The organism is Micromonospora antibiotica (assembly GCF_017599305.1).
Lineage (GTDB): Bacteria > Actinomycetota > Actinomycetes > Mycobacteriales > Micromonosporaceae > Micromonospora > Micromonospora antibiotica.
Window position 1 is genome coordinate 19,867 of sequence record NZ_JAGFWR010000012.1, and the last position, 25,739, is coordinate 45,605.

General features: G+C 73.7%; 21 protein-coding genes. 10 read left to right on the top strand and 11 right to left on the bottom strand.

From position 1 onward, the window contains the following. The first annotated feature begins 271 nt into the window (after positions 1-271). The 3 genes from JQN83_RS20130 to JQN83_RS20140 all read left to right on the top strand — a co-directional run bounded on the left by JQN83_RS20130 (position 272) and on the right by JQN83_RS20140 (position 6,937). A complete protein-coding gene (locus JQN83_RS20130) occupies positions 272-3,937 on the top strand; it encodes an AAA family ATPase (RefSeq protein ID WP_307799499.1) in 3,666 nt (1,221 codons plus the stop codon). 543 nt (positions 3,938-4,480) lie between these two features. Next, a complete protein-coding gene (locus JQN83_RS20135) occupies positions 4,481-5,323 on the top strand; it encodes a DUF308 domain-containing protein (RefSeq protein WP_208568692.1) in 843 nt (280 codons plus the stop codon). A gap of 195 nt (positions 5,324-5,518) precedes the next feature. After that, positions 5,519-6,937 carry an alpha,alpha-trehalose-phosphate synthase (UDP-forming) gene (locus JQN83_RS20140; protein WP_208568693.1) on the top strand — a complete coding sequence of 473 codons (1,419 nt, stop codon included), beginning with the start codon at positions 5,519-5,521 and terminating at the stop codon, positions 6,935-6,937. An 86-nt stretch (positions 6,938-7,023) separates the two neighbouring features. Here the strand turns inward: JQN83_RS20140 and JQN83_RS20145 are convergent, their stop codons facing one another. The 6 genes from JQN83_RS20145 to JQN83_RS20170 form a co-directional block, all read right to left on the bottom strand. Then, complete coding sequence (locus JQN83_RS20145) at positions 7,024-7,851, bottom strand: alpha/beta hydrolase (protein ID WP_208568694.1); 828 nt, start codon at positions 7,849-7,851, stop codon at positions 7,024-7,026. Continuing rightward, positions 7,848-9,254, bottom strand: a complete 1,407-nt coding sequence (locus JQN83_RS20150) for a flavin-containing monooxygenase (RefSeq protein ID WP_208568695.1) — start codon at positions 9,252-9,254, stop codon at positions 7,848-7,850. Before JQN83_RS20150 ends, JQN83_RS20145 begins: the two co-directional genes overlap by 4 nt. 156 nt (positions 9,255-9,410) lie before the next feature. Beyond that, complete coding sequence (locus JQN83_RS20155; RefSeq protein ID WP_208568809.1) at positions 9,411-10,097, bottom strand: endonuclease/exonuclease/phosphatase family protein; 687 nt, start codon at positions 10,095-10,097, stop codon at positions 9,411-9,413. 143 nt (positions 10,098-10,240) lie between these two features. Continuing rightward, positions 10,241-11,188, bottom strand: a complete 948-nt coding sequence (locus tag JQN83_RS20160) for an ROK family glucokinase (protein ID WP_208568696.1) — start codon at positions 11,186-11,188, stop codon at positions 10,241-10,243. A gap of 73 nt (positions 11,189-11,261) precedes the next feature. After that, complete coding sequence (locus JQN83_RS20165) at positions 11,262-11,945, bottom strand: hypothetical protein (protein ID WP_208568697.1); 684 nt, start codon at positions 11,943-11,945, stop codon at positions 11,262-11,264. 37 nt (positions 11,946-11,982) lie between these two features. Beyond that, positions 11,983-12,435, bottom strand: coding sequence for an SRPBCC family protein (locus JQN83_RS20170; protein ID WP_208568698.1), 453 nt, complete (start codon positions 12,433-12,435; stop codon positions 11,983-11,985). 236 nt (positions 12,436-12,671) lie between these two features. On the opposite strand from JQN83_RS20170, the gene JQN83_RS20175 reads away from it, so the two are divergent. The 5 genes from JQN83_RS20175 to JQN83_RS20195 all read left to right on the top strand — a co-directional run bounded on the left by JQN83_RS20175 (position 12,672) and on the right by JQN83_RS20195 (position 19,620). Continuing rightward, complete coding sequence (locus JQN83_RS20175) at positions 12,672-14,471, top strand: AMP-dependent synthetase/ligase (RefSeq protein ID WP_208568699.1); 1,800 nt, start codon at positions 12,672-12,674, stop codon at positions 14,469-14,471. 14 nt (positions 14,472-14,485) lie between these two features. Next, positions 14,486-16,177, top strand: coding sequence for a GAF domain-containing sensor histidine kinase (locus JQN83_RS20180; RefSeq protein WP_208568700.1), 1,692 nt, complete (start codon positions 14,486-14,488; stop codon positions 16,175-16,177). Between the two features lie 7 nt (positions 16,178-16,184). Next, complete coding sequence (locus JQN83_RS20185) at positions 16,185-16,853, top strand: response regulator transcription factor (RefSeq protein WP_007072219.1); 669 nt, start codon at positions 16,185-16,187, stop codon at positions 16,851-16,853. A 204-nt stretch (positions 16,854-17,057) separates the two neighbouring features. Next, entirely contained in the window at positions 17,058-17,867 is an 810-nt protein-coding gene (locus tag JQN83_RS20190) for an SAM-dependent methyltransferase (protein ID WP_208568701.1), read from the top strand. Continuing rightward, positions 17,860-19,620: a putative bifunctional diguanylate cyclase/phosphodiesterase gene (locus JQN83_RS20195; RefSeq protein ID WP_208568702.1), complete on the top strand. Its 1,761-nt coding sequence runs from the start codon at positions 17,860-17,862 to the stop codon at positions 19,618-19,620. Before JQN83_RS20190 ends, JQN83_RS20195 begins: the two co-directional genes overlap by 8 nt. Positions 19,621-19,703: 83 nt before the next feature. On the opposite strand, the gene JQN83_RS20200 is transcribed toward JQN83_RS20195, so the two are convergent. The 5 genes from JQN83_RS20200 to JQN83_RS20220 all read right to left on the bottom strand — a co-directional run bounded on the left by JQN83_RS20200 (position 19,704) and on the right by JQN83_RS20220 (position 24,355). Then, on the bottom strand, positions 19,704-20,843 hold the full coding sequence (locus JQN83_RS20200) for a glycosyltransferase family 4 protein (RefSeq protein WP_208568703.1): 1,140 nt from the start codon (positions 20,841-20,843) through the stop codon (positions 19,704-19,706). Next, entirely contained in the window at positions 20,840-22,099 is a 1,260-nt protein-coding gene (locus JQN83_RS20205) for a M48 family metallopeptidase (RefSeq protein WP_208568704.1), read from the bottom strand. Before JQN83_RS20205 ends, JQN83_RS20200 begins: the two co-directional genes overlap by 4 nt. Positions 22,100-22,302: 203 nt before the next feature. Beyond that, positions 22,303-22,515, bottom strand: coding sequence for a hypothetical protein (locus JQN83_RS20210; protein ID WP_208568705.1), 213 nt, complete (start codon positions 22,513-22,515; stop codon positions 22,303-22,305). Positions 22,516-22,673: 158 nt separating this feature from the next. Next, entirely contained in the window at positions 22,674-23,210 is a 537-nt protein-coding gene (locus JQN83_RS20215) for a cysteine hydrolase family protein (RefSeq protein WP_208568706.1), read from the bottom strand. After that, complete coding sequence (locus tag JQN83_RS20220) at positions 23,207-24,355, bottom strand: helix-turn-helix domain-containing protein (protein ID WP_279632815.1); 1,149 nt, start codon at positions 24,353-24,355, stop codon at positions 23,207-23,209. The genes JQN83_RS20215 and JQN83_RS20220 overlap by 4 nt, the downstream gene beginning before the upstream one ends. A 314-nt stretch (positions 24,356-24,669) precedes the next feature. Here JQN83_RS20220 and JQN83_RS20225 point away from each other — a divergent pair, with 314 nt between their 5' ends. After that, entirely contained in the window at positions 24,670-24,948 is a 279-nt protein-coding gene (locus JQN83_RS20225) for a hypothetical protein (RefSeq protein WP_208568708.1), read from the top strand. Beyond that, entirely contained in the window at positions 24,945-25,736 is a 792-nt protein-coding gene (locus JQN83_RS20230; protein WP_208568709.1) for an FAD-binding oxidoreductase, read from the top strand. Before JQN83_RS20225 ends, JQN83_RS20230 begins: the two co-directional genes overlap by 4 nt. Positions 25,737-25,739: the final 3 nt, after the last annotated feature.

The window sequence follows — 25,739 nt, forward strand, 5'->3', positions numbered from 1 at the left end:
TGCTGTCGGGATTCTCCACCATGCCCTGTTCCTCCATTCTGGCGAGAGTGACCGCGTCGACGTCGACCGTCTCCCCGGGAGACCGGACGGTACCGTTCGGGTCGGTCCAGTAGCCGGACAATCGCACCTGCACGGCACTCTCCTGACAGTGAGTTTTCCTCGTGAGGAACACTAGTGGCGGCCGACCAGCGGCAGGGTCCGCCCGCACGTCGGGTACCCGACTGGCCCGCCGCAGCGGGATAATGGGACCTCCTCACGTACGGAGTTCGTCATCGACCTCAAGTGTGGACACTGCTCCCGGGCGGCGGGACCGGACGACCGCTTCTGCGGCGGCTGCGGACAGGCGCTGTCGCTCGGCTGTGCCTCCTGCGGGCACGGCAACAACCCCGAGGCCAACTTCTGCACCAACTGCGGGCAGCCGCTGCGTGACCACGGGGTCACCGTGCAGGAGGACCGCCGCCAGGTCAGCGTGCTCTTCATCGACATCGTCGACTTCACCACGTACGCCGAGCGGGCCGACCCGGAGCAGGCGCGCAGCCTCCAGCAGGCGTACTTCGCCACCGTCCGCAAGCTGGTCCACCAGTACGGCGGGGTGGTCGAGAAGTACATCGGCGACGCGGTGATGGCGCTGTTCGGTGCCCCCGTCGCCACGGACAACGACGCGCTGCGCTGCGTACGGGCCGGTCTGGAGCTGCAACGCAATCTGGCCCGGCAGGCCGCCGGCCCGCACCCGCCGCTGGGTTTCCGGGTGGGCGTCGCCACCGGTGAGGCGCTGGTGGACCTCTCCGCCACCCGTGACGGCGGCCAGGCGTTCGTCACCGGCGACGTGGTGAACACCGCCTCCCGGTTGCAGGCGCTGGCGCCCACCGGCGGGGTGGTCGTCGACGAGAGCACCTGGGCGGCGACCCGACACGAGTTGGAGTACGTCGACCGGCCGGCGGTCACCCTGCGGGGGCGCTCGGCGGTGAGCCGGATCTGGCTCGCCGTACGGGCCCGGCCGCGCAGCGGCCCGCAGGCCGCCGAGCTGACCCCGATGGTCGACCGGGAGCACGAGCGCGGGCTGCTGGTCAGTGCCCTGCACCGCACCGTCAACGAGCGCACCTCCCAACTGGTGACCGTCTTCGGGCCGGCCGGGGTGGGCAAGAGCCGGTTGCTGCGCGAGTTGTCCCGGCACGCCGCCAACCTGCCCGGCCACCGGGTCACCTGGCTGGTCGGGCAGTGCCCGCCGTTCGGCGAGAACGTCACCTACGCCGCCCTGGCGGACATCGTCAAGGGGTGGCTGGGGGTGCCGGAGGGCGACGACCCGGAGCCGCTGCGCGACCGGCTGCGCCAACGGCTGGGCCAGCTCGGCGATCCGCACGCCGCCCGGTTGGCCAACGCCCTGGGGCCACTGCTCGGGGTCGCCGCCGGCACCCGGCTCAACTCCGGGGAGACCGAGGCGGCCTGGCGGCGGTTCCTGCTCGCCCTGGCCGCGCAGGGGCCGACGGTGCTGGTGTTCGAGGACATGCACTGGGCCGACCAGGCGATGCTCACCTTCGTCGAGCAGCTCGGCGCGGCGGCCCGGGGCGTACCGCTGCTGGTGGTGGCGACCGCGCGGCCGGAGCTGCGGGAGCGGCAGCCGGCCTGGACGGGCACGATCAGCGGGGCGATGTCGATCTCGGTGCCGCCCATGCACGACGCGGACATCGACACCCTCTACTCGCTGCTGCTCGGGCAGGCCGCGCTGCCGGCGGCGGCCCGTGAGCCGCTGATCGAGTTCGCCGACGGCAATCCGCTCTACGCCCAGGAGTACGCCCGGATGCTGATGGACGGCGGGCTGCTGGAGCCGGCCGCCCGGTTCGCCCCGGCCGGCACCAGCGACATGCCGCGCACCGTCCAGGCCGTCATCGCCAACCGGCTCGACCTGCTCGACCCGGCGGACCGGGCGGTGCTCCAGGCCGCCGCCGTGGTGGGGGTGCAGTTCTGGCCGGTGCCGGTGGCGACCGCGCTGGGGCGGACGGTGGAGTGGGTGGAACGGGCGCTGGACCGGTTGCAGCGCCGGGACATGGTCTTCGAGCTGCCCGCCTCCACCATGGCCGGTCAGCCGGAGTACCGGTTCCGGCACATCCTGGTCCGCGACGTGTGCTACCAGCGGCTGCCCCGGGCGGAACGGGTGCTGCGCCACCAGCGCACCGCCGACTGGCTAGCCCAGCTCACCGACGCCGGGCAGCAGGACCTGGCCGAGGTGCTGGCCAACCACCGCTGGACCGCCCACGAGATCGCCCGGACGGTCGGACTGGACCCGACCCCGTACGCGGTGGCGGCCCGGACGGCGTTGCACCAGGCCGCCCGCCGGGCGTACGAGCTGCACGCGTTGGAGAACGCCGCGACGTTGGTCGGGCGGGCCCTGGCCGTCGGCGGGGACCCCGACCCGGGGCTGGAGCTGTTCGCCGCCGAGCTGGCCTTCTTCCGGGACGGGGACGCCTTCCTCGTCGACGGGGGGACCGAGGTGCTGGCCGGGCTCACCGAGCGGTTGGCCGCCGTCGGGGACCGTGCCGGCGCGGCCCGCGCCTGGACCCGGCTCGCCACCGCCGCCTGGAGCCGGGCCGACCGGTCCGAGACGCTGCGTTGCCTGGACCGGGCCAACGCGATCTACGCGGAGTTGCCGGAGTCCGAGGAGAAGGCGGAGGCCCTGCTGGAGCTGGCCCGGGTCCGGATGCTCAACGCCGAGACCGATCAGGCCTGCGTGGCGGCCCGCGCGGCGGTCGAGCTGGCCGAGCGGCTGCTGCTGCCCGAGGTACGCGCCAACGCGCGGATCACCCTGGCGGTGGCCCGGTACATGGCCGGCGAGCAGCAGGCGTACGCGGAGCTGGCCGAGGTCGCCGAGCAGTGCCGGGTGGACCGGTTGGCCAGCCGACGCCGGGCGGTGCACAACCTGGCCTGGGCGGCGCAGGAGGAGGGTGACCTGGCCCGGTCGGCCGAACTGGTCGACGAGCAGCGCACGCTGGACCCGGGTGGCGGGCACAGCCTCGCGACCAGTTTCGCCGACAAGTGGGCCCGGGCGTACTACGCCGGCGACTGGGTGGCGGCGCTGGAGCTGGGCACCGAGTCGACCCGGCTGCCGACCGCCGAGTGGGACCTGCACATCGTCGCGATCTCGGGGTGGATGCGCGCCCTGCGCGCCGACGACCCGCCGACCCACCCGACGGCCCGCCCACCGGCTCGTCCGCCGGCCGGCCAGCCGGCTCATCCGCTGGTGCCGATCCAGCCCGGCCCGGCCGACGAGGGGCCCCGGGCGTCGGCCCCGACCCGCCACACGCCGAGCGGTCCCGGGACGTCCGGCCCGGAGGCACCCGACGCCGGGGCAGCCGGCCCGGGGTCGGGCGACGCCGGGGCGGACGATCACGATCTGGTGTCCCGGGCCCTGGTCGCGGCGCGGCGCAGCGGTTTCCACCGGGTGTTGCAGTCGACGCTGGCGCACGCCGCGCTCTGCCGGGCGGTCCGGGGCCGCCGGGACGAGGCGATGCGGCTGCTGGTGGAGTTGGACGAGGACTGGGGCCGGACCCGGATGATCCCGTTCGCCGAGTGGGTGCCGGCGGTCGGTCACGTCGCCGCGGTGCTCGGCCCGCAGGCCGCCCGGCTGGTGCACGACATGCTCGACCGGTCCCCCCGGATGACCCCCTGGGCGGAGGCCGCCGGGCAGGTCGCCGACGCCACCCTGGCGCTGGCCGACGGGGACGCCGAGCGGTCCGCCCGGCTGTTCCGCACGGCGGCGCAGAGCTACGCCCGGATGACCGACACCACGGACCACGTGCTGACCACCGCGCTGTCGGTGCGGGCGCTGGCCGTCGCCGACCCCGCCCAGGCGGCGGCCACCATCGACCGGGTACGCGACTTCGCCGACCGCAACGACGTGCCCGGTCTGCTCCGGCTCGCCACCCCGGCCCCCGCGACCTGACCCCGCCCACCACCCGCCCGGTCCGGGCCGACCCGGGCCAGGACGGGCCGGGCACCTTGATCGACTTGCTCGGGCCGTTCGCGGTACGGGGATACCCGGTGAAGTATTCCGTTTCGCGCCGGATGTGAGTTCTTGCAGACACTGCCCCGGAACGGGCCGCTGGAGAGCGTTCGGACCCGCCGCCGACGCGGGGCACCGGACCGCCGACGGGCAGGTCGACGGCGCCTCCCCCGGCAGCGGATGGCCCCGCCCCGCACGGCGCAACGACGCCCAGTTGCACTACCAGCCGGTACGGCCACGGTTCGCGGCCCCCCACCCGGGCCGGGACTCCCGGTCCGGAGAGTCCGGACAGCTCGCCCGGGGCGGCCGGACGATCGTCCACGACGGTGACCGACGGGGACGCGGCCGGCCCGGAGCCGACGAACCACGAGCGGCACGCCACAACGCACTCCCGGAACGGGGTGCCGACGTGTCACGATTCAGAGCACGGCGTACGGGGCGCCGACACGACCGCACCGGGAGGTGCGCGGAGGAGGATGTCCGGTGTCAGCGGGTGGTGCCCGCCGGGGACGGCGGGACAACGGGCTCGACGCGAGCGAGTACGCCGTCGCGGGCGACGTCGATCCGCGCGTCGGCGAGCACCTGCTCGACGTGCTCGCCGCGGGCGGGATCGCCGCCTACCTCCAGCCCTCCGCCGACCTGAACCCGATCACCCGGACCACCACCGTGCCGTCCCGGCCGGTCGACCGGCTCTACGTGGACCGCTCGCACCTGACCACCGCCCGGGACTACCTCACCCAGCTCGCCGACGAGGCGACGCCGGAGCCGGCCCGGGCCGAGCCGGACGTCGACGCCGAGTGGGAACGCCTGGTCGCCGCCTTCCACACCGCCCCGACCGCCGGTAGTCATCCCTGGCCGGCCGCCGAGGACGTCGACGACGAGCCGACCGACCCGACCACCCGGGCCGGTGGATCGACGACCCGGGCCGACGAGCCGACCGGCCCGACCGCCACCGACGTGCGGCGGCTGCCGTACGCGGCTGACATCTCCGGCATCTCGGTGACCCCCCGGGGCCGGCAGGACGAGCCGTCGCTGCTGGACGGCCTGGACACCTTCGGGGCGGACCTGCCGGACGATCCGGAGGAGGGGTACACCCCGCCGCCACCCCCGCCGCTGCCCCGGATCTCCAAGTACGCGGTGGTCGGCGTGCTGGGGATCGTGCTCGGTTTCGTCCTGTTCCTCAATCCGTCGTTGCTGCCGGTGGACGCCTCGGTGGTGACCCTGCTCGGTTTCACCGGCATCCTCGCCGGGTTCGTCACGTTGATCTGGCGACTGCGCCCCGGTGACGAGGACGACCACGACCCCGACGACGGCGCGGTCGTCTGAGTCCCCACCCCCTGCACATCACCGCCCCCGCCGTCGACCTTCGCCCGCATCCCGGGACACCGTCGCCCCCACGCCGGGCGTAACAGTGGTGTAACTTACGGTCAGTAGGAATACCGCTGTAGGTCACTTCGCCCACCGACTGCCCGGTTGTTCCTTGCTCGCGTGGTCGGTCCCCTGCCGATCGGAATGCCCGAGATGCGACAGAGTTCCCTGGTGGTGGTCGCCAACCGGCTCCCCATCGACGACAGCGTGGCGCCCGACGGCGCCTGCGAGTGGCGCCGCAGCCCCGGCGGGCTGGTGAGCGCGCTGCACCCACTGCTCCGACAGACCCCGGCCACCTGGGTGGGCTGGGCCGGCGGCACCGGGCCGGCGCCCGTGCTGCCCGACGTGGACGGCGTGCACATGCAGACCGTCCCGCTCAGCGCCGACGACCTGCGCGACCACTACGAGGGCTTCGCCAACGCGACCCTCTGGCCGCTCTACCACGACGCCGTCGAGCAACCCGAATACCACCGCCGCTGGTGGGAGGCGTACCAGCGGGTCAACCAGCGGTTCGCCGAGGCGACCGCCGAGGTGGCCGACCCGGGCGCGGTGGTCTGGGTGCAGGACTACCACCTGCAACTGGTCCCCGGCCTGCTCCGCGAACTACGGCCCGACCTGCGGATCGGCTTCTTCCTGCACGTGCCGTTCCCACCGCCGGAGCTGTTCATGCAGCTGCCCCGCCGGGCGGAGCTGCTACGTGGGATGCTCGGTGCCGACCTGATCGGTTTCCAGCGGGCCCAGGCGGCCCACAACTTCGCCCAGCTGGCCAGCAAGGTCCTCGGGCTGCCCGCCACCGACCGGCGGATCGGCGTGCAGGACCGGGTGGTGCGGATCGGGGCGTACCCGGTCTCGATCGACACCGCCGAGATGGCGGCGCTGGCCGGCCGGCCGGACGTCACCGCGCGGGCCCGCCGGCTGCGGCACGACCTGGGCGATCCCGAGCGGGTCATCCTCAGCCTCGACCGGATGGACTACACCAAGGGCATCGAGCAGCGGCTGAAGGCCTACAGCGAGCTGCTCGCCAGCGGTGACGTCAAGGTCCGCGACACGGTGCTGGTGCAGGTCGCCATGCCGAGCCGGGAACGCGTCGGCCAGTACCAGATCCTGCGCGAACGGATCGAACGCGAGGTCGGCCGGATCAACGGCGAGTTCGGCCGGGTCGGCGAGCCGGCCATCCACTACCTCACCCAGCCCTTCGACCGGGCCGAGCTGGCGGCGCTCTACCGGGTCGCCGACGTCATGGCGGTCACCCCGCTGCGCGACGGGATGAACCTGGTCGCCAAGGAGTACGTGGCCGCCCGGGTCGACGACACGGGTGCGTTGCTGCTCAGCGAGTTCGCCGGAGCGGCGGCCGAGCTGGACCAGGCGTACCTGGTCAATCCGCACGACCTGGAGGGGCTCAAGCAGGGGATTTTGTCGGCGTTGCGGGCCGGGCCGGACGACGTCGGCGACCGGATGCGGGCGATGCGCGACCACCTGCACCGGCACGACATCCGGGCCTGGGCGCGCTCCTACCTCAGCGCCCTGGACGACACCGGCTCGCTGCTCACCCGGCTCAGCAGCACCGGCTGACCCGCCGCCGGTCCGGCTACCCCGCCCGGCGGGGTAGCCGGTGTCCGCCGAGCCGCCGAGCCGCCGACGGGGCCACGGGGCGGCGGTCAGCGGCGGCCCGGCTCCTTGACCAGCCAGTCCAGGAGGGCGTCCAGCGGCTCCTGCCACCGGGTGTCCAGCATCAGGTCGTGACCCATGCCGGGGAAGAGCAGCGGGGCCGCGCCGTACCTGCCGGCCGCCCGGGTCAGGGCGGCCGGCGGGACGACCCGGTCGTCCGGGCTGCCCAGCACCAGCACGGGTGGGTGACCCACCGCCGGCTCGGCCGGTCGGCCGGCGAGCAGCTGCCACTGGGCCCGCCGGTCGGCCCGCCCCAGCCGGGCCAGGTGCCGCCGGGCGTCCGCGTCGGGCAGTTCCCGGCCGAACAGCTGCCGGCGGTGCAGCCGCAGCGCCCCGCCGAACAGGGCGGGCAGCGTGCCGACCGGGTTGGCGCGCAGCGCCGCGAGGGCCGTGGCCGGGCCACCGAGCACCGGCGCGACCAGCACCGCGGCCCGGGCCGGATACCGGGCCAACGCGTGCGACACCACCAACGCCCCGGCGCCGTGCCCCACCAGCACCGCCTGACGCGGCAGCTCCGCCGCCGCCTGGACCACATCATGGGTGTACGCCCGCAGCGTCGCCCCCGGCGCAGGTTCGCTGCCGCCGTGCCCGCGCAGGCTCACCGCGTACGCGGGAAAACCGCGCGACGCGGCGTGCTCCAGCCAGTGCTCGGCGAACGCCCAGGCCCCGTGCCCGAACCCCGGGACGAACAGCAGCGGTGGGCATCCCTCGTCCAGCTCGGGCACGGCGCTGAGCACCTCCCGGCGGGCCGCACGGACCGGGTGCGCCCACTCCCGGCCCCGCAGGATCCGTACCCGCTCCTCGGTCGTCCCGCTCACTTGCCCTCCAAGTCGTCGAGGGCGCGCTGCACCGCGCGCAGGTAGTCGACGTGGCCCACCTCGAACCAGTGCCGGCTGCTGTCCTTGACCCTCCCGGCGTACCGCTCCCCCGCGCCGGCCGCCACCCGGGACGCGAACGCGGCGGCCCGCTGCGGCCGGTCCCGACGCAACCGCAGCGACCGGGCGAAGAGCACCGTCTGCCAGTGCGCCAGGGTGAACAGGCCCGAGTCGGGCTGCAACAGCCCGGCCACCGCCAGGGTCGGGTGGCCCGGCGGGAAGGCGTGCAGCCAGAGCCGGGGCCGGCCGGAGCCGTCGGCGTCGCCGAGGATCTGCGGGTCGAGGAACTCGAAGCGGGGCAGGTAACCGGTGGCGAAGACGACCAGCTCGGGGTCGATCTCCCGGCCGTCGGTGAGGCTCACCCCGCCGGGATGGAACCGGGCCACCTCCGGGACCGGGGTGATCTCGCCGTGGCCGACGTAGTAGACCAGTTGGCTGTTGGCGATCGGGTGCGTCTCGTAGACCCGGTGGTCGGGCTTCGGCAGCCCGAACCGGGTCAGGTCGCCGACGGTCAGCCGCAGGGTCCGGTGGTAGAGCCACTGCCGCAGCCGCAGCGGCACCCGCCACGACAGCAGCGCGTCGTTGACCTGGTCGGCGGGGCGGCCGAGGACGTACTTGGGGGCGTACCAGTAGCCGCGGCGGGTGGAGTGCCAGCAGCGGGACGCCTGCTGGGCGGCCTCGACGGCCAGGTCACAGCCGGTGTTTCCGGCCCCGACCACCAGCACCCGCTTGCCGCGCAGCTGGGCGGGGTCCTTGTAGGACGAGGCGTGCATGACCTCGCCCCGGAACTCCTCCAGCCCTTCGTAGCGGGGCAGCTTCGGTGACCAGTTGTGCCCGTTGGCGACCAGCACGGCGGCGTACCGGGAGGTGCGTTCGGGGCCGTACCCGCCGGTGCTGCGGGTGGTGACGTCCCACCGGTCGCCGTCGACGGGTTCCACCCGGACCACCTCGGTGCCGAACCAGATGTGCCGGCGCAGGTCGAAGTGGTCGGCGTACCGCTCGAAGTAGGACAGCACCTGACCGTGGTGCGGGTAGTCCGGCCAGGAGTCCGGCATGGGGAAGTCGGGGAACTGGGTGAACGGCCGCGACGAGATGAGGTGGGTGCTGGCGTACACCGGGCTGCGGTCGTGCCGCCAGTTCCAGGCACCGCCGACGCCGGTTTCCCGTTCGTAGCAGTCGACGCCGAAGCCGTGTTCGGTGAGGTTCTTGACGGCGGTGAGGCCGCTGGCCCCGGCCCCGATCACGCAGACCGTGTCGCCCCGGTCGGAGACCGGCCGGCCGTCCCGGCTCGGGGCGGGCGTCGTGGTCTCCGGATCGGGCCGGCCGTGCTCGGTGGAGGAGGGCACCGGAAATCTCCTTTGATGCGGCCAGGTACGCCGGTTCGACGGGCATCCTCCCCGTACCCGCGTCCCGTTGTCCAGCCCGGCTCGCGGGGGCCCGGACCCGGCGACGGCTGCTCCCCGGCCGGCGGCGTCGGCCCGCCGGGGAGGCCTGCCGGCCGGTCAGCCGGCGGCGGGCAGCAGCAGGTCGACCAGGACCGGGAAGTGGTCGCTGGCCCGGCGGGTCGTCGGGGTGTCCACCACGTCGTAGCCGACGACCTCGACGCGTGGGTCGACGAAGAGGGCGTCGATGCGCCGGCGTGGGTTGGTGCACGAGTAGGTGTGCCGGTCGGCCGCGTCGGCGGCGACCGCGGCGTCGACGAGTCCGCTCGCGACGGTGCCCCAGGCCGGGCCGTCCGGGCCCTCGTTGAGGTCGGCCCCGAAGACCACCGGCAGGTCGCTCGCGGCCAGTTCCCGCTTGAGCAGCGCGGCCTGGCCGGGGCGTTCGGCCGGGTCGGTGGCCAGGTGCGAGCCGGCCAGCAGGAACCGGGCCCCGCCGACCTGACAGCGGGCGTACGCCGCGCCACGCAGGTGCCGGCCCGGGGTGAGCGGGAACCGTTGGCAGTGCGTCCCGGTCACCCGGACCCGCAGGCTGGTCAGCAGCAGGTTGCCCAGCGAGGGCAGGCCACCGGCGGCCACCACCAGGCCGAACGAGTCGGCGAGGGTGGCGGACTTCTGCCGCCACCGGAACCGGCGCGGCGCCTCCTGCACGATCACCACGTCCGGGGCGGCCTCGCGGACCACGCTGGCCAGCGCCGCGGTGTCGTCGCGCTGGCTGTGGATGTTGTACGACACCACCCGCAGCGGCACCCGGGCGGCACCGGTCGGGGCGGCCCCGGCGGGGGCACCCGACCCGGCGGCCCCGGCGGCGGCGAGCCTGTCGGCGGTGGGGCTGTCGGCGCTGGTGCTGGCGGCGGTGGGGCCGGCGGCGGCCGGGGCCGGCGGTGCGGCGGTCACCGGCGGCGGGCCAGGTCGGCGGCGCCGATGACGCCGGCGGTGTTGCCCAGCTCGGCGGGGCGCACCTGCGCCACCGGGAGTCGGCTGCGCTGGGCCAGCGCGTCGGCGAAGGACCGCCGGGTCGGGCCGAGCAGCAGGTCACCGGCGTCCACCACGCCGCCGCCGACCACCAGCACCTGCGGGTCGAGGATCTGGGCCATGTCGGCGAGGCTGGTGCCGAGCCAGCGGCCGATCTGGGCGAACGCCTCGGCCGAGATCGGGTCGCCGGCCTGCGCGGCGGTGGTGACCATCGGCCCGGTGATCGCCTCGGCCTCGCCACCGGCCAGCTCCAGCAGGGCGGTGGCCCGCTGCGGCTCCTGTCGGGCGCCGGCCCGGGCGAACCGGACCAGGGCGCTGCCGCTGGCGTACTGCTCGATGCAGCCGAGCCGGCCGCAGCCGCACTGGTGGCCGTCGGGGACGGTGAGCATGTGGCCCAGCTCGGCGGCGATGCCGTTGGCGCCACGGACCAGCTCACCGCCGAGCACGATGCCGCCGCCGACACCGGTACCGATGGTGAACATGACCATGGAGTCGTCGGCGTCGCGGGCCGCGCCGTGCCGGAACTCGGCCCAGGCCGCCACGTTGCCGTCGTTCTCGACGATCACCGGCAGCCCGGTGGCGGTGCTGACGTAGTCGCGCAGCGGTTCGTCGCGCCAGGCCAGGTTGGGGGCGAAGAGGACGGTGGAGCGGGAGGCGTCGATCCAGCCGGCCGCGCCGATCCCCACCGCGTCCACCTGGTGGCCGGTGGACAGCTCGGTGACCAGCTCGATGATGACGTCGCGGGTCTTGCCGACGTCGTCCGCGGGGGTGTCCCGCCGGGCCTGCACGAGAACCCGGCCGGTGTCGTCCACGACACCGCCGGCCACCTTCGTGCCACCGACGTCGACTCCGATGGTCAGCGTCACCGCGGCCACTCCCCTCTGCTGTGCTGCCCGGCATCGACCGAAACAGGCCGTACGCTGCCGGGATGTCCGGTAGTCAGGCCCCGTCGCCTGGTGCGTCCCCGTCCGCGCCGGCCGGCGCGCGCGAGGCGGGCACCACGTGACCGTCGGCCGTGGGCCGGACCTGCTGGGCCGGCGCGGCCGGCCCGGCGTCGTCGACGGGCGGTGCGGCGACGGCCGGTGCGACCGCGTCCTCCGCCCGGGTGGCGGCGGACCAGACGTCCCGCTCCGGCGCCGACGCAGAATCATGCCCGGTGCGGGTGGCCTCGCGCCACACATGATCGGCCTCGGAATCGGAAGGGCCGCCCCGACCTGTCGTCGCGCTGGCGTCACCGGGCGTCCCGTGGGATGCTTCCCCGCCTGCGGGCGGGGCGAACGCCCGCATCAGGCTGGCGATTCCGGCGGCCAGGTCCCCCGCGCCGGTGGCGAGCCGCTCGGCGAACTCGGGACTGGGATCGCGCAAGGCGGTGACAGCCCGGCAGATCGGACAGATGCAGCACTCGGGTGATCCGGTGGCGAAACCCTCCGCCCGGTGGGTGCCGGCGGTCGGCCGGGCCGCGCCGGCACTGTGACCGAGGACACCCGAGACGATCCCACCGAGCGGACCCCACGGTCCCGCCCCCGACCCGGTGCCGGCGGAGGCCAGCCGGGCCGTCGCGAGCAGCGTGGCGACCAGCCGTTCCGCTTCCTCCCGGGCCGAGCCCGGTTCCGTTGCGCCCATGGTCGGCTCCTCCGTCGTGTCGCCGGCCGTTGTGTCGCTACGCCGCACCGGGTGCTTCTACCCGGCGCTTGAGCTGCTTCAACGCCGTATCCATGATCATTTTCTCGGCCTTGCGGCGAAACATGCCGAGCATGCCCACCGACAACTCGACCTCAAGCGTGTAGGTCACCGTGCAGGTGCCGTCCGGGTTGCCGACCAGGTCGTACGAGCCACGCTGGGTCTTCTGCATCTTCGAGGGTGCCACCAGGTGCCACTCGACGCGGGAGAGGTCCTCGGCGTACTCGTAGGCCAGCACGTACTCGTCGGCCATCACCCCGGCGTCGATGGTGAACCGGACCTGGCTGGCGTAGCCGTCCTCGTACTCCTCGACGACCTCGGCCCGACGCACCGCCTCGGTCCACCGGGGGTAACTCGCGAAGTCACAGATGACCGCCGCCACCCGGTCCGGTGACGCGCCGATGATGATCGACTGGGTGGAGGAGTCCGCCATGGGGGGAGGCTACCCGCCGCCTCCGCCGGCCGCCCCGCTCCACCCCCGAAGCCGGGTCCCGGGCCGCCCCGCAGCGGGGCCGGGGGTGGCCCGCCGCGGGCTCCCGGGCCGTCCCCGACGGGGTCCGGGCCGGTGGGGCGGGCAACCTGCCTGGGGCGTTCGGTGGGCCGGCCGGGTAGGTTTCGACCATGCCGGCCCGAGGTCGGCCCGGCCAGTGCGAGCACGAGGGAGTGCAGGTGCGCGAGTTCTCCGTTCCGCCGATCGTCAGCATCGGCGACGCGGCAAACCTGACCGACCCGGTCTGGGACAACGCCGAGGCGGCCCCGGACGCGGTGCAGTTCGTCCGGCCCGCCGCCGACGGCAGCGCCGGGACCGACGTCACCTGCCGGCAGTTCCGCGACGAGGTCGTGGCGGTCGCCCGGGGCCTGGCCGGCGCGGGGGTGGCCCCCGGTGACCGGGTCGCCCTGATGAGCCGCACCCGCTACGAGTGGACCCTGCTCGACTACGCCATCTGGGTGGCCGGCGCGGTCACCGTCCCGATCTACGAGACGTCCAGCGCCGAGCAGGCCGCCTGGATCCTCGCCGACTCCGGCGCGGTCGCCGTGGTGGTGGAGACCAACAGCCACGCCACCCTGGTCGCCGGGGTCCGCGACCGGCTGCCCGAGCTGCGCGACGTCTGGCAGATCGAGCTGGGTGGGGTGAACGAGATCGTCGCCGCCGGAGCGTCGGTCGACCCCGCCGAGATCGAGCGCCGCCGCACCTCGGTCAGCGCCGACGACGTCGCCACGATCATCTACACCAGCGGCACCACCGGCCGCCCCAAGGGCTGCGTGCTGACCCACCGCAACATGTACGCCGACATCGCCAACGCGGTGCCGGTGCTGCCGAACCTGTTCCGGCCGGGGGCCTCGACCCTGCTGTTCCTCCCCCTGGCGCACGCCTTCGCCCGGCTCATCCAGATCGGGGTGGTGCAGGCCCGGGCCACGATGGCGCACTGCGCCGACACCCGGGACCTGGTCGCCCAGCTCCAGGAGTTCCGGCCGACGTTCGTGCTCTCGGTGCCACGGGTCTTCGAGAAGGTCTACAACGGCGCCCGGCAGAAGGCCCAGGCCGACGGCAAGGGCGCGATCTTCGACCGGGCGGAGAAGGTCGCCATCGCCTGGAGCGAGGCGCAGGAGACCCCGGGAGGTCCCGGGTTCGCGCTGCGCGCCCAGCACACGGTCTTCGACCGGCTGGTCTACCGGAAGCTGCGGGCCGCCCTCGGTGGCCGGTGCCGGGACGCGATCTCCGGCGGTGCCCCGCTCGGCGCCCGGCTCGGGCACTTCTTCCGGGGCATCGGGGTGACCATCTGCGAGGGGTACGGCCTCACCGAGACCTCCCCCGCCGCCGCGGCCAACCTGCCCACCGGCACGAAGATCGGCACCGTCGGCCGGCCGCTGCCCGGCGTGACCATCCGGATCGCCGACGACGGCGAGATCCTGATCGCCGGTGACCTGATCTTCCAGGGCTACTGGAAGAACGAGTCGGCCACCGCCGAGGCGCTCGTCGACGGCTGGTTCCGCACCGGCGACCTGGGGCACCTCGACGACGACGGTTTCCTCAGCATCACCGGCCGCAAGAAGGAGATCATCGTGACGGCCGCCGGCAAGAACGTCGCCCCGGCCGTGTTGGAGGACCAGGTCCGGGCGCATCCGCTGGTCAGCCAGTGCGTGGTGGTCGGTGACCGGCAGCCGTTCATCGCCGCCCTGGTCACCGTCGACGAGGAGGCCCTGCCGAAGTGGCTGGCCGGGCACGGACTGCCCGAGGACACCCCGGTCGAACAGCTCGTGACGCACGACGGGCTGCGGGCCGAGATCCAGGGGGCGGTGGACACCGCCAACCTGGCCGTCTCCAAGGCCGAATCGATCAAGGTGTTCCGCATCCTGCCCCGCGACTTCACCGAGGCGACCGGCGAGCTGACCCCCTCACTCAAGGTCAAGCGGCAGGTCGTGCACAAGTCGTACGCGGCCGAGATCGCGGAGATCTACCAAGGCTGACTACGATCCGTCACGTGTCCGCCTCCACAGCTGTCCGCCCCCAGACGCGACCCGTCGCCGCCGCCGCGCGTGCGGTGATGCTCGCGCTGGTCGGCGCACTGACCCTGATCGCCACCGGCGATCCCGCCCAGCTCTGGTGGATCGCCCTGTTGGCGGTCGCCGGCGCACCCGCCCTGCTGGCCCCCGATCACCGGTTGATCGGCCCGTTGAGCCGGCTCGCCGAGGCGGTGGTGATCGGGCTGGCCGCCAGCCAGGTCGCCGTCTCCTCCACCCTCGGCTCGTCGGTCGGCGGGCTGGGCGCCTCGGCCGTACTGCCCTATCTGGCGGTGCCGGTGACGGTCACCGCGCTGCGCCGGCAGTTCCGTGAGGGGGCGGTGCTGCTCGGGGTCACCGCCGCCACCCTGGTGGTCGCCGGTGGTTTCACCGAGGTCGACGGCGGGCGGCAGTTGGGCCAGCCGGGCTACCTGGCGGTCTGCGCGCAGTGGTTGATCCTCGCCGGGCTCGGCCTCTACGCCGCCGGCACGCTGCACCAGGTGATGCGGGTCCGGGCCGAGGGCAAGCCCCAGCCGTACGCCGAGGCGACCCGGCTGCTGACCCAGCTGCGCACGGTCGCCCGGCAGCTGCCCGGGGCCACCCTCGATCCGGGCGGCATCTCCGAGCACCTGCTGGAGGAGCTGCGGACCGTCGCCCCCGTCAACCGGGGCGCGGTGCTGTCGGCCAGCGGCGGCGGGCGGCTGGTGGTGCTCGCCCAGATCGGCGTGGACCGGGTCGACTGGGAGACGACGCTGGACTCCGACTCGGCGATCGCCGACGCCTGGGCCAGTCAGCAGCCCCAGACCGCGGCCCGGTCGCAGGCCCGCTCGCACACCGGCGGGGACGTCTCGTCGCTGATCGTTCCGCTGGTCGCCGGGGTCCGCACGGTCGGCCTGGTGGTGCTGGAGGCGGACGCGGCACACGCGTACCCGCCGCCGGTGGTGTCCCGGGTGACCGCGCTGACCGGTCCGGCGGCGCTGCGGCTGGAGGCGGCGCTGCTCTTCGACGACGTGCGGTCGCTGGCCACCAACGAGGAGCGCCAGCGGCTGGCCCGGGAGATCCACGACGGGGTGGCGCAGGAGCTGGTGATGGTCGGCTACGGCATCGACAACGCGCTGGCCTACGTCGACGAGGACCCGAAGGAGACCGCCGAGGCGCTGCGCACCCTGCGCGGCGAGGTGACCCGGGTGATCACCGAGCTGCGGTTGAGCCTGTTCGAGCTGCGCAGCGAGGTGGACCGGCACGGCGGCCTGGCGGCGGCGATCGCCGAGTACGCCCGGACCGTGGGTTCGGCCGGCGGGCTGCGGGTGCACCTGTCGCTGGACGAGTCGACCGCCCGGCTGCCGGCCGCCACCGAGGCCGAGTTGCTGCGCATCGCGCAGGAGGCCGTGACCAACGCCCGCAAGCACGCCGGGGCGTCGAATCTCTGGGTCACCTGCGAGGTGGACCCCCCGTACGCGCAAATTGAAGTGTCGGATGACGGTCACGGCATCGGTGACCAGCGCACCGACGGTCACTACGGCCTTGCGATCATGGCGGAGAGGGCGGAACGTATCCGGGGCCGGTTGGAGATCAGTCCCCGGCAACCCAGTGGTACGACCGTGGCGGTGGTGGTGGGTTCGTCGCCCCGGCGCGATAACGTGCGTGGCAGCGCAGCAGCAGAAGTGGAGTAATTCGAGGATGACCACAAGCCCGACACCGGCCACCCGTACCAAGGTCCTCCTTGTCGACGATCACGACCTGATCCGCAAGGGGCTGCGGCACGCCTTCGAGCGTGACCGTCAGTTCGAGGTCGTCGGCGAGGCCGCCACGGCGGCGGAGGGCGTGCGCCAGGCCGGCGCGCTGCAACCGGACGTCGTGATCATGGATCTGCGGCTTCCCGACGGCAGCGGCCTGGAGGCCACCCGGGCGCTGCGCAAGTCCAGTGCGTCGATGGGCATCGTGGTGCTCACCATGTACGCCGGTGACGACCAACTCTTCGGCGCGTTGGAGGCCGGGGCGAGCGCGTTCGTGCCGAAGACCGCGCCGGCCGACGAGGTGGTCGCCGCGGCCCGGCACGCCGCCTCCTCGCCCAGCGCGTTCACCGCGGCCGACCTGGCCGAGGCGATGAAGCGTCGGCTGGCCCCGTCCGGCCCGCAGCTCTCCCCCCGCGAGGGGCAGGTGCTGCGGCTGCTCGCCGACGGCATGAGCGTGGCCGGCATCGCCAAGCAGCTCTTCGTCAGCGAGTCCACCGCCAAGACCCACATCTCCAAGCTCTACGAGAAGCTGGGTGCGGCCAACCGGGCGCAGGCGTTGATGACCGCCCTGCGGTTGGGTCTGCTCGAGGCGCCGGACGCCCCGAAGTTCTGAGCGGGTCCCCACCCACAGGCCGGCAGGCCCGGATCCCTCGTCGGACCGGGCCTGCCGGGCGATCCACAGGTTTCGATTGCACCCGGTGAGGGGATGATCGCGCACAGATCGCGGTCTTTGCACCTGGGCAACGGGCGGGCACAATACCCGGGTGAACCGCGCAGGCGACAACCCACGTGGTGATACTCGACAAAGGGGTTGGGGATGCAGCGACCGGACTGGGCACCCGACGACATCGACGTCGAACGCCCCAGCGTCGCCCGCATGTACGACTACTACCTCGGCGGCTCGCACAACTTCGCCGCCGACCGGGTCGCCGCCCGGGCGATGGTCGAGGCGGTTCCCGACGCGCCGCTGATGGCCCAGGCCAACCGGGCGTTCCTGCGCCGGGTGGTGCAACATCTCATCGACGCCGGCATCCGGCAGTTCCTCGACATCGGCTCCGGCATCCCCACCGTCGGCAACGTGCACGAGATCGCCCAGCGGGCCGCCCCGGAAGCCCGGGTGGTCTACGTCGACGTCGATCCGGTCGCCGTGGCGCACAGCCAGGAGATCCTCGCCGGTAACCGCAACGCCACCGTCGTCCGGGAGGACCTGCGCCGGCCGGAGGCGATCCTGACGCACCCCGAGGTGACCCGGCTGATCGACTTCTCGCAGCCGGTGGCCGTGATGGTGGTGGCGGTGCTGCACTTCATCCCGCACTCCGACCATCCCGAGCAGACCCTGCGGACGTTGCGCGCGGCGCTGGCCCCGGGCAGTTACCTGGTCCTCTCCCAGGCCAGCGACGACACCCGGGGCGGGGCGGAACGGGTCGAGGCGGAACGGGTCTACCGGCGTACCGACAATCCGCTGTGCATCCGCAGCCGGGCCGAGCTGACCGAGTTCTTCGACGGTTTCACGCTCGTCGACCCCGGGGTGGTCTGGGTGCCGCAGTGGCGACCCGAGACACCGGAGAGCGCCGAAGACGCCGAGCAGGCCGTCTTCCTGGGTGGCGTCGGGCGTCTCGATGGGTGAGCCGGCGGCGTCCGGGGCGTCCTGCCCGGGCACCTTCGCCCGGGCCTGGGCCAAGGCGGTCTCCGGCACCAGCTACCTGCCGATGACCCAGGCCCAGCTAGAGGAGCTGCTGCAACGGCTCACCCACCGGTTGGCCGCCGCGCTGCGGGCCGAGCCGTTCGACCCGCGCGTCGGCCACCAGGTGGGCGCGGAGCTGGTGGCCGCGCACATCGCCTCGGCCGAAGGGCTGGGGCGCACCGTCGAGGTCATCCAGCTGCGCCTGCTGCGTGATCTCGGCCTCGTCGGCGACGACATCTCCGACCGGCTGGCCCGGCTGCTCGCCACCATCACCACCGGGTACGCCCGCGCGCTGCGTGACCGGACGCTCGACGAGCAGGAGTCGATCCGGCGGGCCGCGATGGTGGCCCGCGCACAGGCCGAACGGGCGCTGCGCGACAGCGAGTCCCGGTTCCGCCACCAGGCCACCCACGACCCGCTCACCGACCTGCCCAACCGCACCCTGTTCACCGAACGGCTCGCCGCCGCCATCAACGCGCCGGGGCGGGGCGCCGACCGGGTCGGGGTCTGTTTCCTCGACCTCGACCGGTTCAAGGTGGTCAACGACTCGCTCGGGCACCAGCTCGGCGACGCGCTGCTGGTGCAGATGGCGCAACGGCTGCGTCGGGCGCTCGGCGAGCACCTGGTGGCCCGGCTGGGCGGCGACGAGTTCGTGATCCTGGTCGAGCGGACGGGCGGCACCGACGACGTGGTCAAGGCGGCCGAGGCGGCGCTGGCGGCGGTCAGCGAACCGGCCCTGGTCGACGGGCACGAGCTGAGCGTCACGGCCAGCGTCGGCATCGTGGAACGACCGGTCGCCGGCACCACGCCCGGCGAGTTGATGCGGGCCGCCGACAGCACCCTGCACTGGGCCAAGGCGGCCGGCGGTGCCCGGTGGGCGCTGTTCGACCCGGCCCGGCACCGCACCGAACTGGCCCGGTACGCCCTGTCGGCGGCGATCCCCGCCGCCCTGGACCGGGGTGAGTTCTTCCTGGACTACCAGCCGTTGACGTCGCTGCGCGACGGCACCCTGCTCGGGGTGGAGGCGCTGGTCCGCTGGCGGCACCCCGAGCTGGGGGTGCTGCGCCCGGACAGCTTCATCGGGCTGGCCGAGGAGACCGGGCTGATCGTCCGGCTGGGCGGCTGGGTGCTCGCCGAGGCGTGCCGGGAGGCGGAGAGCTGGGGTGCCGACGGTGGGCCGGCGCCGTTCGTCAGCGTCAACCTCGCCGTCCGACAGGTCAACCGCCCGGACCTGGTGCAGGAGGTACGCGGCCTGCTGGCGCAGACCGGCCTGCCACCGCAACGGCTCCAGCTGGAGATCACCGAGAGCACGATGATGAGCGCCGGCGCGGAGGACCCGGTCCGGGCCCTGCGGGCGCTCAACGACCTGGGCGTGCGGATCGCCATCGACGACTTCGGCACCGGTTACAGCAACCTGGCCTACCTGCGGGACCTGCCGGTGACCGAGCTGAAGATGGCCGGCGAGTTCGTGACCGGGCTGCGTGCCCCGCAGGTCGACCCGGCGAGCCGTACGGACGAACGGATCCTGGCCTCGCTGGTGTCGTTGGCCCACGCGTTGGACCTGACCGTCACCGCCGAGGGGGTGGAGACCGCCGACCAGGCCGACCTGCTGCGCGCCATCGGCTGCGACGCCGGCCAGGGCTGGCACTTCGGCCGGCCCGCCCCTGCCGCCCGCATCCTCGAACAGATCCGCTGACCCGCCGGCCGGTGTGGCCCGGCCGGGCACCTGCCGCTGCGGCGACGCCGGCCGGGCCACACCGGTGGGCGGTCAGTGCCGGCTCAGCCGGGTGCGGTGGTGCCGGTGAGCAGGTCGGTGAGTCGTCGGGCCTGGGTCTCCCAGCGCCACTCCTTCTCCACCCAGGCCCGGCCGGCCGCACCGAGCTGGCGGGCCAGGTCCCGGTCGGCGAGCAGGGTGGCCACCCGGTCGGCGAGTTGGGCGACGTCACGGCCCGGGACGACGTATCCGGTCTCGCCCTCGCGGACCGCGTCCGGTGCGCCGCCGGAGTCACCGGCCACCACCGGCAGCCCGGTCGCCGACGCCTCCAGGTAGACGATGCCCAGCCCCTCGACGTCCAGGCCCCGGTTGCGGGTGCGGCAGGGCATCGCGTAGACGTCACCGGCCGCGTAGTGGGCGGGTAGCGCCTCCCACGGCACCGAGCCGGTGAACACCACGTCCCGTTCGACACCGGTGGACCGGGCCAGCTTCTCCAGCGTCGCCCGGTAGGGCCCGCCCCCGACCACCAGCAGCGCCGCGTCGGGCACCCGGCGGCGGATCGCCGGCAGGGCCCGGATCAGCGTGTCCTGGCCCTTGCGGGCGACCAGCCGGGAGACGCAGACCACCACCGGCCGGTCGGTCAGCCCGAGCCGGGCCCGCACCGGTGCGCCGTCCACCGCCGGGTGGTAGGTGTCCACGTCCACCCCGGGGGCGAGCCGGTGCAGCTCGGTGACGCCGTGCAGGGCGCGCTCCAGGCGTACCCGGGTGTAGTCGCCGAGGTAGGTGACCACGTCGGTGTGCCGGCCGATCCGGCGCAGCGCGGCGCGGGCCCCGGGCAGGGTCGCCCAGCCGGCCTCGTGGCCGTGGGTCAACGCGACCGCCCGACGGATGCCGGCGCGTCGCCGCAGCCCCCCGGCGAGCAGGCCCAGCGGGGCGGCGGCACCGAACCAGACGGTGTCGCAGCCGTGCTCGCGGGCCAGCCGGGCAGCCCGGCGGGCGACCCGTGGGGTGGGCAGCAGCACCCGGGTGGCGTCCCGGATCACCGGGAAGGGTTGCGCGGCGTCGAACTCGGCGGTGTCGCGCCAACTGGAGGCGTAGACCACCACCGACCCGGGCGGCTGACGGACCGCCAGGTGGTGCACGAACGACTGGATGCCGCCGGGTCGGGGCGGGAAGTCGTTGGTGATCAGCAGGGTGCGGCTCATCGGCCGACCTCCCGGGCGTAGGCACGGGCGGCGGCCATCCGCTCCACCGTCGACGGATGCGACGCCGCCCAGAGGTACTCCCAGCGGGGCGGGTCCGGGTCGGCCCGGTTGACCCCGGCGAGCCGGCGTTGCATCGCCTCGAAGGTGGCCGGGTCACCGGTGAGCGCCAGGGCGTGCGCGTCGGCCCGCGCCTCGACCCGACGCGACATCAGCGCCTGCACCGGGCCGGCGACCAGCCCGACGACCGTCACCAGGGCGATCAGCAGCGCGAACGCCCGGGGCTCGGCGATCGAGTCGACGCCGGCCCGGCGCAGCAGTGGCGTCCAGGAGCCGAGCAGGTAGAGCGCGACCACCGCGGCGGCGGCACCGAGCGCGCCGGTCAGCGTGCCGGTCCACACGTCCCGGTCCTTGGCGTGGCCCAGCTCGTGCGCGACGACGCTGGTCACCTCGGCCGGGGTGGCCTCACGCAGCAGGGTGTCGTAGACCACCACCCGCCGGGTCGGCCCCAGCCCGGACACGTACGCGTTGACCGCCGTGGTGCGCCGGGAGGCGTCGGCGACCAGCACGTCCCGCACGGGTACGCCGTCGCGGGCGGCCAGCGCGGTCAGCTCGGTGCGCAGCGGCCCCTGCTCCATCGGGGTGAACCGGTTGAACACCGGCTCCACCAGCACCGGCAGCACGAAGGAGAGCAGCACCACCAGCCCGGCCGCGCCGGCCGCCCCGAACGCCCACCACCAGCGCGGGGCCAGCCGGGTGACGGTGTAGAAGCCGAGCAGCACGGTCGCGGCGAGCACCGCGCTGAGGGCGTACGACTTGAGCAGGTCGACCGTCCAGCCGCCCCAGCCCTGGGTGCTCAGCCCGTAGCGGGTCAGCACCGACTGCCGCCAGGCGGCGAAGGGCAGGGTGAGCAGGTCGGCGACGAGCACCACGGCGATCCCGCCGAGCACGGCGCGGGCGATCCAGTGGTCACCGAACGGCCGCCCGGCCAGCTCGACCAGCCGGGCACCGAGCGGGGTCAGCCCGAGCAGCAGCGCCACCAGCAGACCGACGGCCAGCCCGGTGTAGCGGCCGGGGCGCAGGGCCGCCTGCAACGCCCGGCCCCGGGCCACCTGGTCGGCGGGCAGGTCGCGCAGCGCGGCGAGCTGGTCGGAGCGGGGTGCCGGGGGGCGGCTCCACGGGACCAGCAGGGCCGCGACGACGAGCAGGGCCAGCACCAACGCCGCCAGGGTGAGCACCGCCCAGCCGCGCGGGGTCACCTCGACACCCCGGGGGCGGGCCTGCGGGTGTGGCGTCGTACCCGTGTCATGCCGCCGCTCCTCCCGCCGTGAGCGCCCATCCTATGGCCCGCCGACGCGGCCCCGCCGTGGTGTCTGCCCGGACCCACCCGGCCCGCGCGGAGCGACCGTCGGCCACGGACCTCGGCGGACCCGGCGGGCCTGCTCCGGCGGGACGGCGGCGGTCAGGCGACCCGGCGGCGGCGGGTGGGCCGGGCCCGGCGGGTCTCGTGGGCCAGCACCTCCACCTCGAAGCCGGAGCGGGTGAGCACCTCGATCGCCCGGTGCTCGGCAGCACCCAGGGCGGCGGCCGGCGAGTCGGTGTCAAGCAGGGCCGTCACCAGGCAGCCGGCGCAACCCGCGCCCCGGACCCGGCAACCGTCGCAGTCGATGAGCATCGTGCCTCCTGACGCAGTGCGGCGTCGGGCGGAGGACCATCGTCACCACCCGAGCACCGTCGGTCAGGTCGGACACTAGCCATCGGGTACGACACAATCGGACAACCGGTGATCAACCCGGGCCCAGCCGGTGGACACGGCCTATCCGAACCGGCCACTCATCCGGCGACCACCTCCTGCACAGTCACCAGCTGATCAGCGCCGATGAACCGGCGGGCCACCAGCAGGCCCGCGTCGTGGGCGGCTTCGCCACCATGACTGCCGCAGGCATCCACCACCAACCAGGGGGTGAGGTCCCGTTCGAAGGCATCCACGGCTGATTTCAGCACACAGCTTTCGGTGGCAATCCCGCAGAAGACCAAATCCGTCCAGCCCTCGTGCTCCGCCAACGCAGCGCCCTCGGGCGAGAAGTACGAATAGATCGTCTTGTCGACGATGCCTTGCGCCCTGCGTGCATGTGCGGCCAGTTCGGGCACGATCTCCGTCTGCGGCGGCCCCTGCACGGCGGACCAGTGGATCAGCCGCTCGAAAGGGCTCCCAGGGTAGTTGTGGTAGCGGGTGAACACCACCGGCCGACCGGTAGCCTCCCAGCGCTCGACCAGTTCGACCACCTTGCGGACGACATGCCGACTCCGATCGTTGATGAAGCCGTTCTGCATGTCGATGACGATCAGGGCGGCGCGCGTCTCACTCATGCGAAAACTCTGCCACTCTGGCCCTCGGTCTCCCGAAGCGCGGCCTGTGCCTGCGCCAGGCGTTCCGGTAGCCCGCTCGTTGTCAAGGCGGCCTCCCGCATCATGCAGTGCTGTGCCGTCTCCTGAGCCCGCGCCGTGGTCAGCCGAGAGTGAGCAGCCCGGAGGAAACGCCAACCGTAGGGCTGCGGCATCAACGGATCGCGTCCCGCTTCGACTTCTCGCTGGATGTGTCGGCAGTACGCCCAGAGCATCTGCACATCAATCTCGAACGAGACCAAGTCGTCCGGCATCAGCGCTCGCTCCGGGGAGAGAGGGTAATAGGCGAGGCCGGACCAGCTTGCGTACCCAACGGACACACCCGCTACTCCGAACGGTTCGACGGCAGGCTGGTCGAAACCCTGCACCAGGAGCCGACGTTCGACGTGGGTCCCGACCGGCTCGGGCTCAGGCCGCGCCTGTCGGTTGACCAACACCGACGGCAGGCTCATGAGACGGAGGGCGTTGTCCAGTTCTTCTCCAGCCCACATCGTGTTCCGCAGGAGATACATCGACAGGACGTATTCGGGTGGCTGCCAGGCGGCGTCAAGCGGCAGAGTCTGCCGGAGGTACTCGGTGGCCCATGGCAGATCGCTCTCGTAGGTCGCGTAGCGCCATGCGGCCAGGGTCGCTAGCCGCGTCAGGTCGAGATCCTGCCTGAGATGCAGCACCACCACGCCGCAGCGGAACACATAGGCGGTGCATGCCCCGTTCGCATGTGGTATCTGCGTCGAGGAGACATCCAGCCATTCGTGGAGTTGAGACTGGCAGGAGAACGCGAAAGCCTGCGCTGCTTTCGTCCCCACGAAAGCCGGGATGAACTTGTGCGACTCGACGCGGTAACTGTCGGCGAACGTCTCACGCGGGGATTCCTTCGAGCCGACCACCGAGGCGAAGCGAAGCGCTGCGTCCGGAGGTGCCATACCCAACGCGGTGTCAAGGGCCGCCTGAATCTCTGGACGAGGTCGTACCGCCGCCCGTCCCGCCTCCCATTTAGAGACGGTACGTTCGCTGACTCCGAGGTGTTCGGCGAAGTCACGAATGCTCATCCGGAGGGCGTGCCGTAGCACCCGCGTCTCGTGTCCAGTCCAGGCGTGGACGGTGTGCATCAACACGCCTCCGCTCGCTATGAGACCGATCCACGGGATTCTAAGTGATCCCGGTGCAGCTCAGGTACAGCACAGGTGCGGGGAGTAGTCGTACCGAATGCTCGCTCGGCTGGCCAGGGTGGATGCAGGGCCCGGGGCGGGTGCCGGGCTCCGGGATGGTGTCGACCCGAACGACGCGACCTCGTCCCCGCCCGCCCCGGTGCCTATCCACCTTCCGCGAGTCCAGGGGCGCAGACACGATGACGACCGCAGCAGACATCCCCGACGGGGACCGGCCATCCTGTGACGGTCGGCCGGCGCAGGGCGGGTGCGGCATGGCACCGGCCGAGATTGTCCGCCGCTGGTTGCGGCTGGTGACGGCGGACGCGGAGCTGTCGCCGTACCTCGTCGGGGTGGATCGGGTCCGGCTGGCCGCGCACCTGACGGCGAGCGTGACCGCCGCGCTCGCTGGGGAGGCGGCGGACGCCTGGGGTGGGCTCGGCCTGTCGGAGGAGCAGCACCGGCGTATCGGTGACTACCTGGTCGGGGTGTGCTGGGCGGCTGACCTGCCCGACGAACGGATCGCCCGGGTGCGCCGGGCGGTGGCCCGATGAGCGCCGTGCACCGCCCGCCGGCGTGGTCCGTCGCACCGCCGGAGGCGACGCCCAGCGATCCCGCCATGACGGCGGAATGGGCCGGTGACGGCGTGCCGGCCAGGGTGATCGATCACGACCGGCCCTGCCCCGGCATCGCCATCCTGACCCTCCGCCCCTGGTCCCGGCTGGCCTACCGCCCCGGCCAGGCCGTCCCCGTCCACATCGCACACCACCCCGGCCGGTGGCGCTGGTACTCCCCCGCCAATGCACCCCGCCGCGACGGCACCATCGAGCTGCACGTCCGCGCCGTGGCCGCCGGCACCGTCTCGGCCAGCCTCGTGCACGAGGTACGCCCCGGCGACCTGTCGCACCTCGGCCCGCCCCGCGACACCGGCCTGCACCTGCGCGACGGTGACCTGCTGCTGGTCGCGGGCGGCACCGGCCTGGCCCCGCTGCGCGCCCTGGTCGAACAGGTCGCCGCCACCCCCGAGGGCCACCGGGTCACCCTGATCGCCGCCACCCGCACCTTCACCGAGCTGTACGACGCTGTCACCCTCGACACACTCCAGCAGGCCCACGACTGGCTGACCATCGTGCCCGCCTTCTCCCACGACCCGCACGCCGCGCCGGCCGAGCAGGGCGACGCGCTCACCCTCGCCCTCTACCACCACCAACCCCACCACCAGGTGTACGTCTGCGGCCCACCGGCGCTGCTCGACGACGCCCGCCGCTGGCTACCCCTGGCGGGAGTGCCCGAGGACCGCCTCCGCCTGCCCCACCCGATGGCCCCGGAGATCCCCGGCTGACAC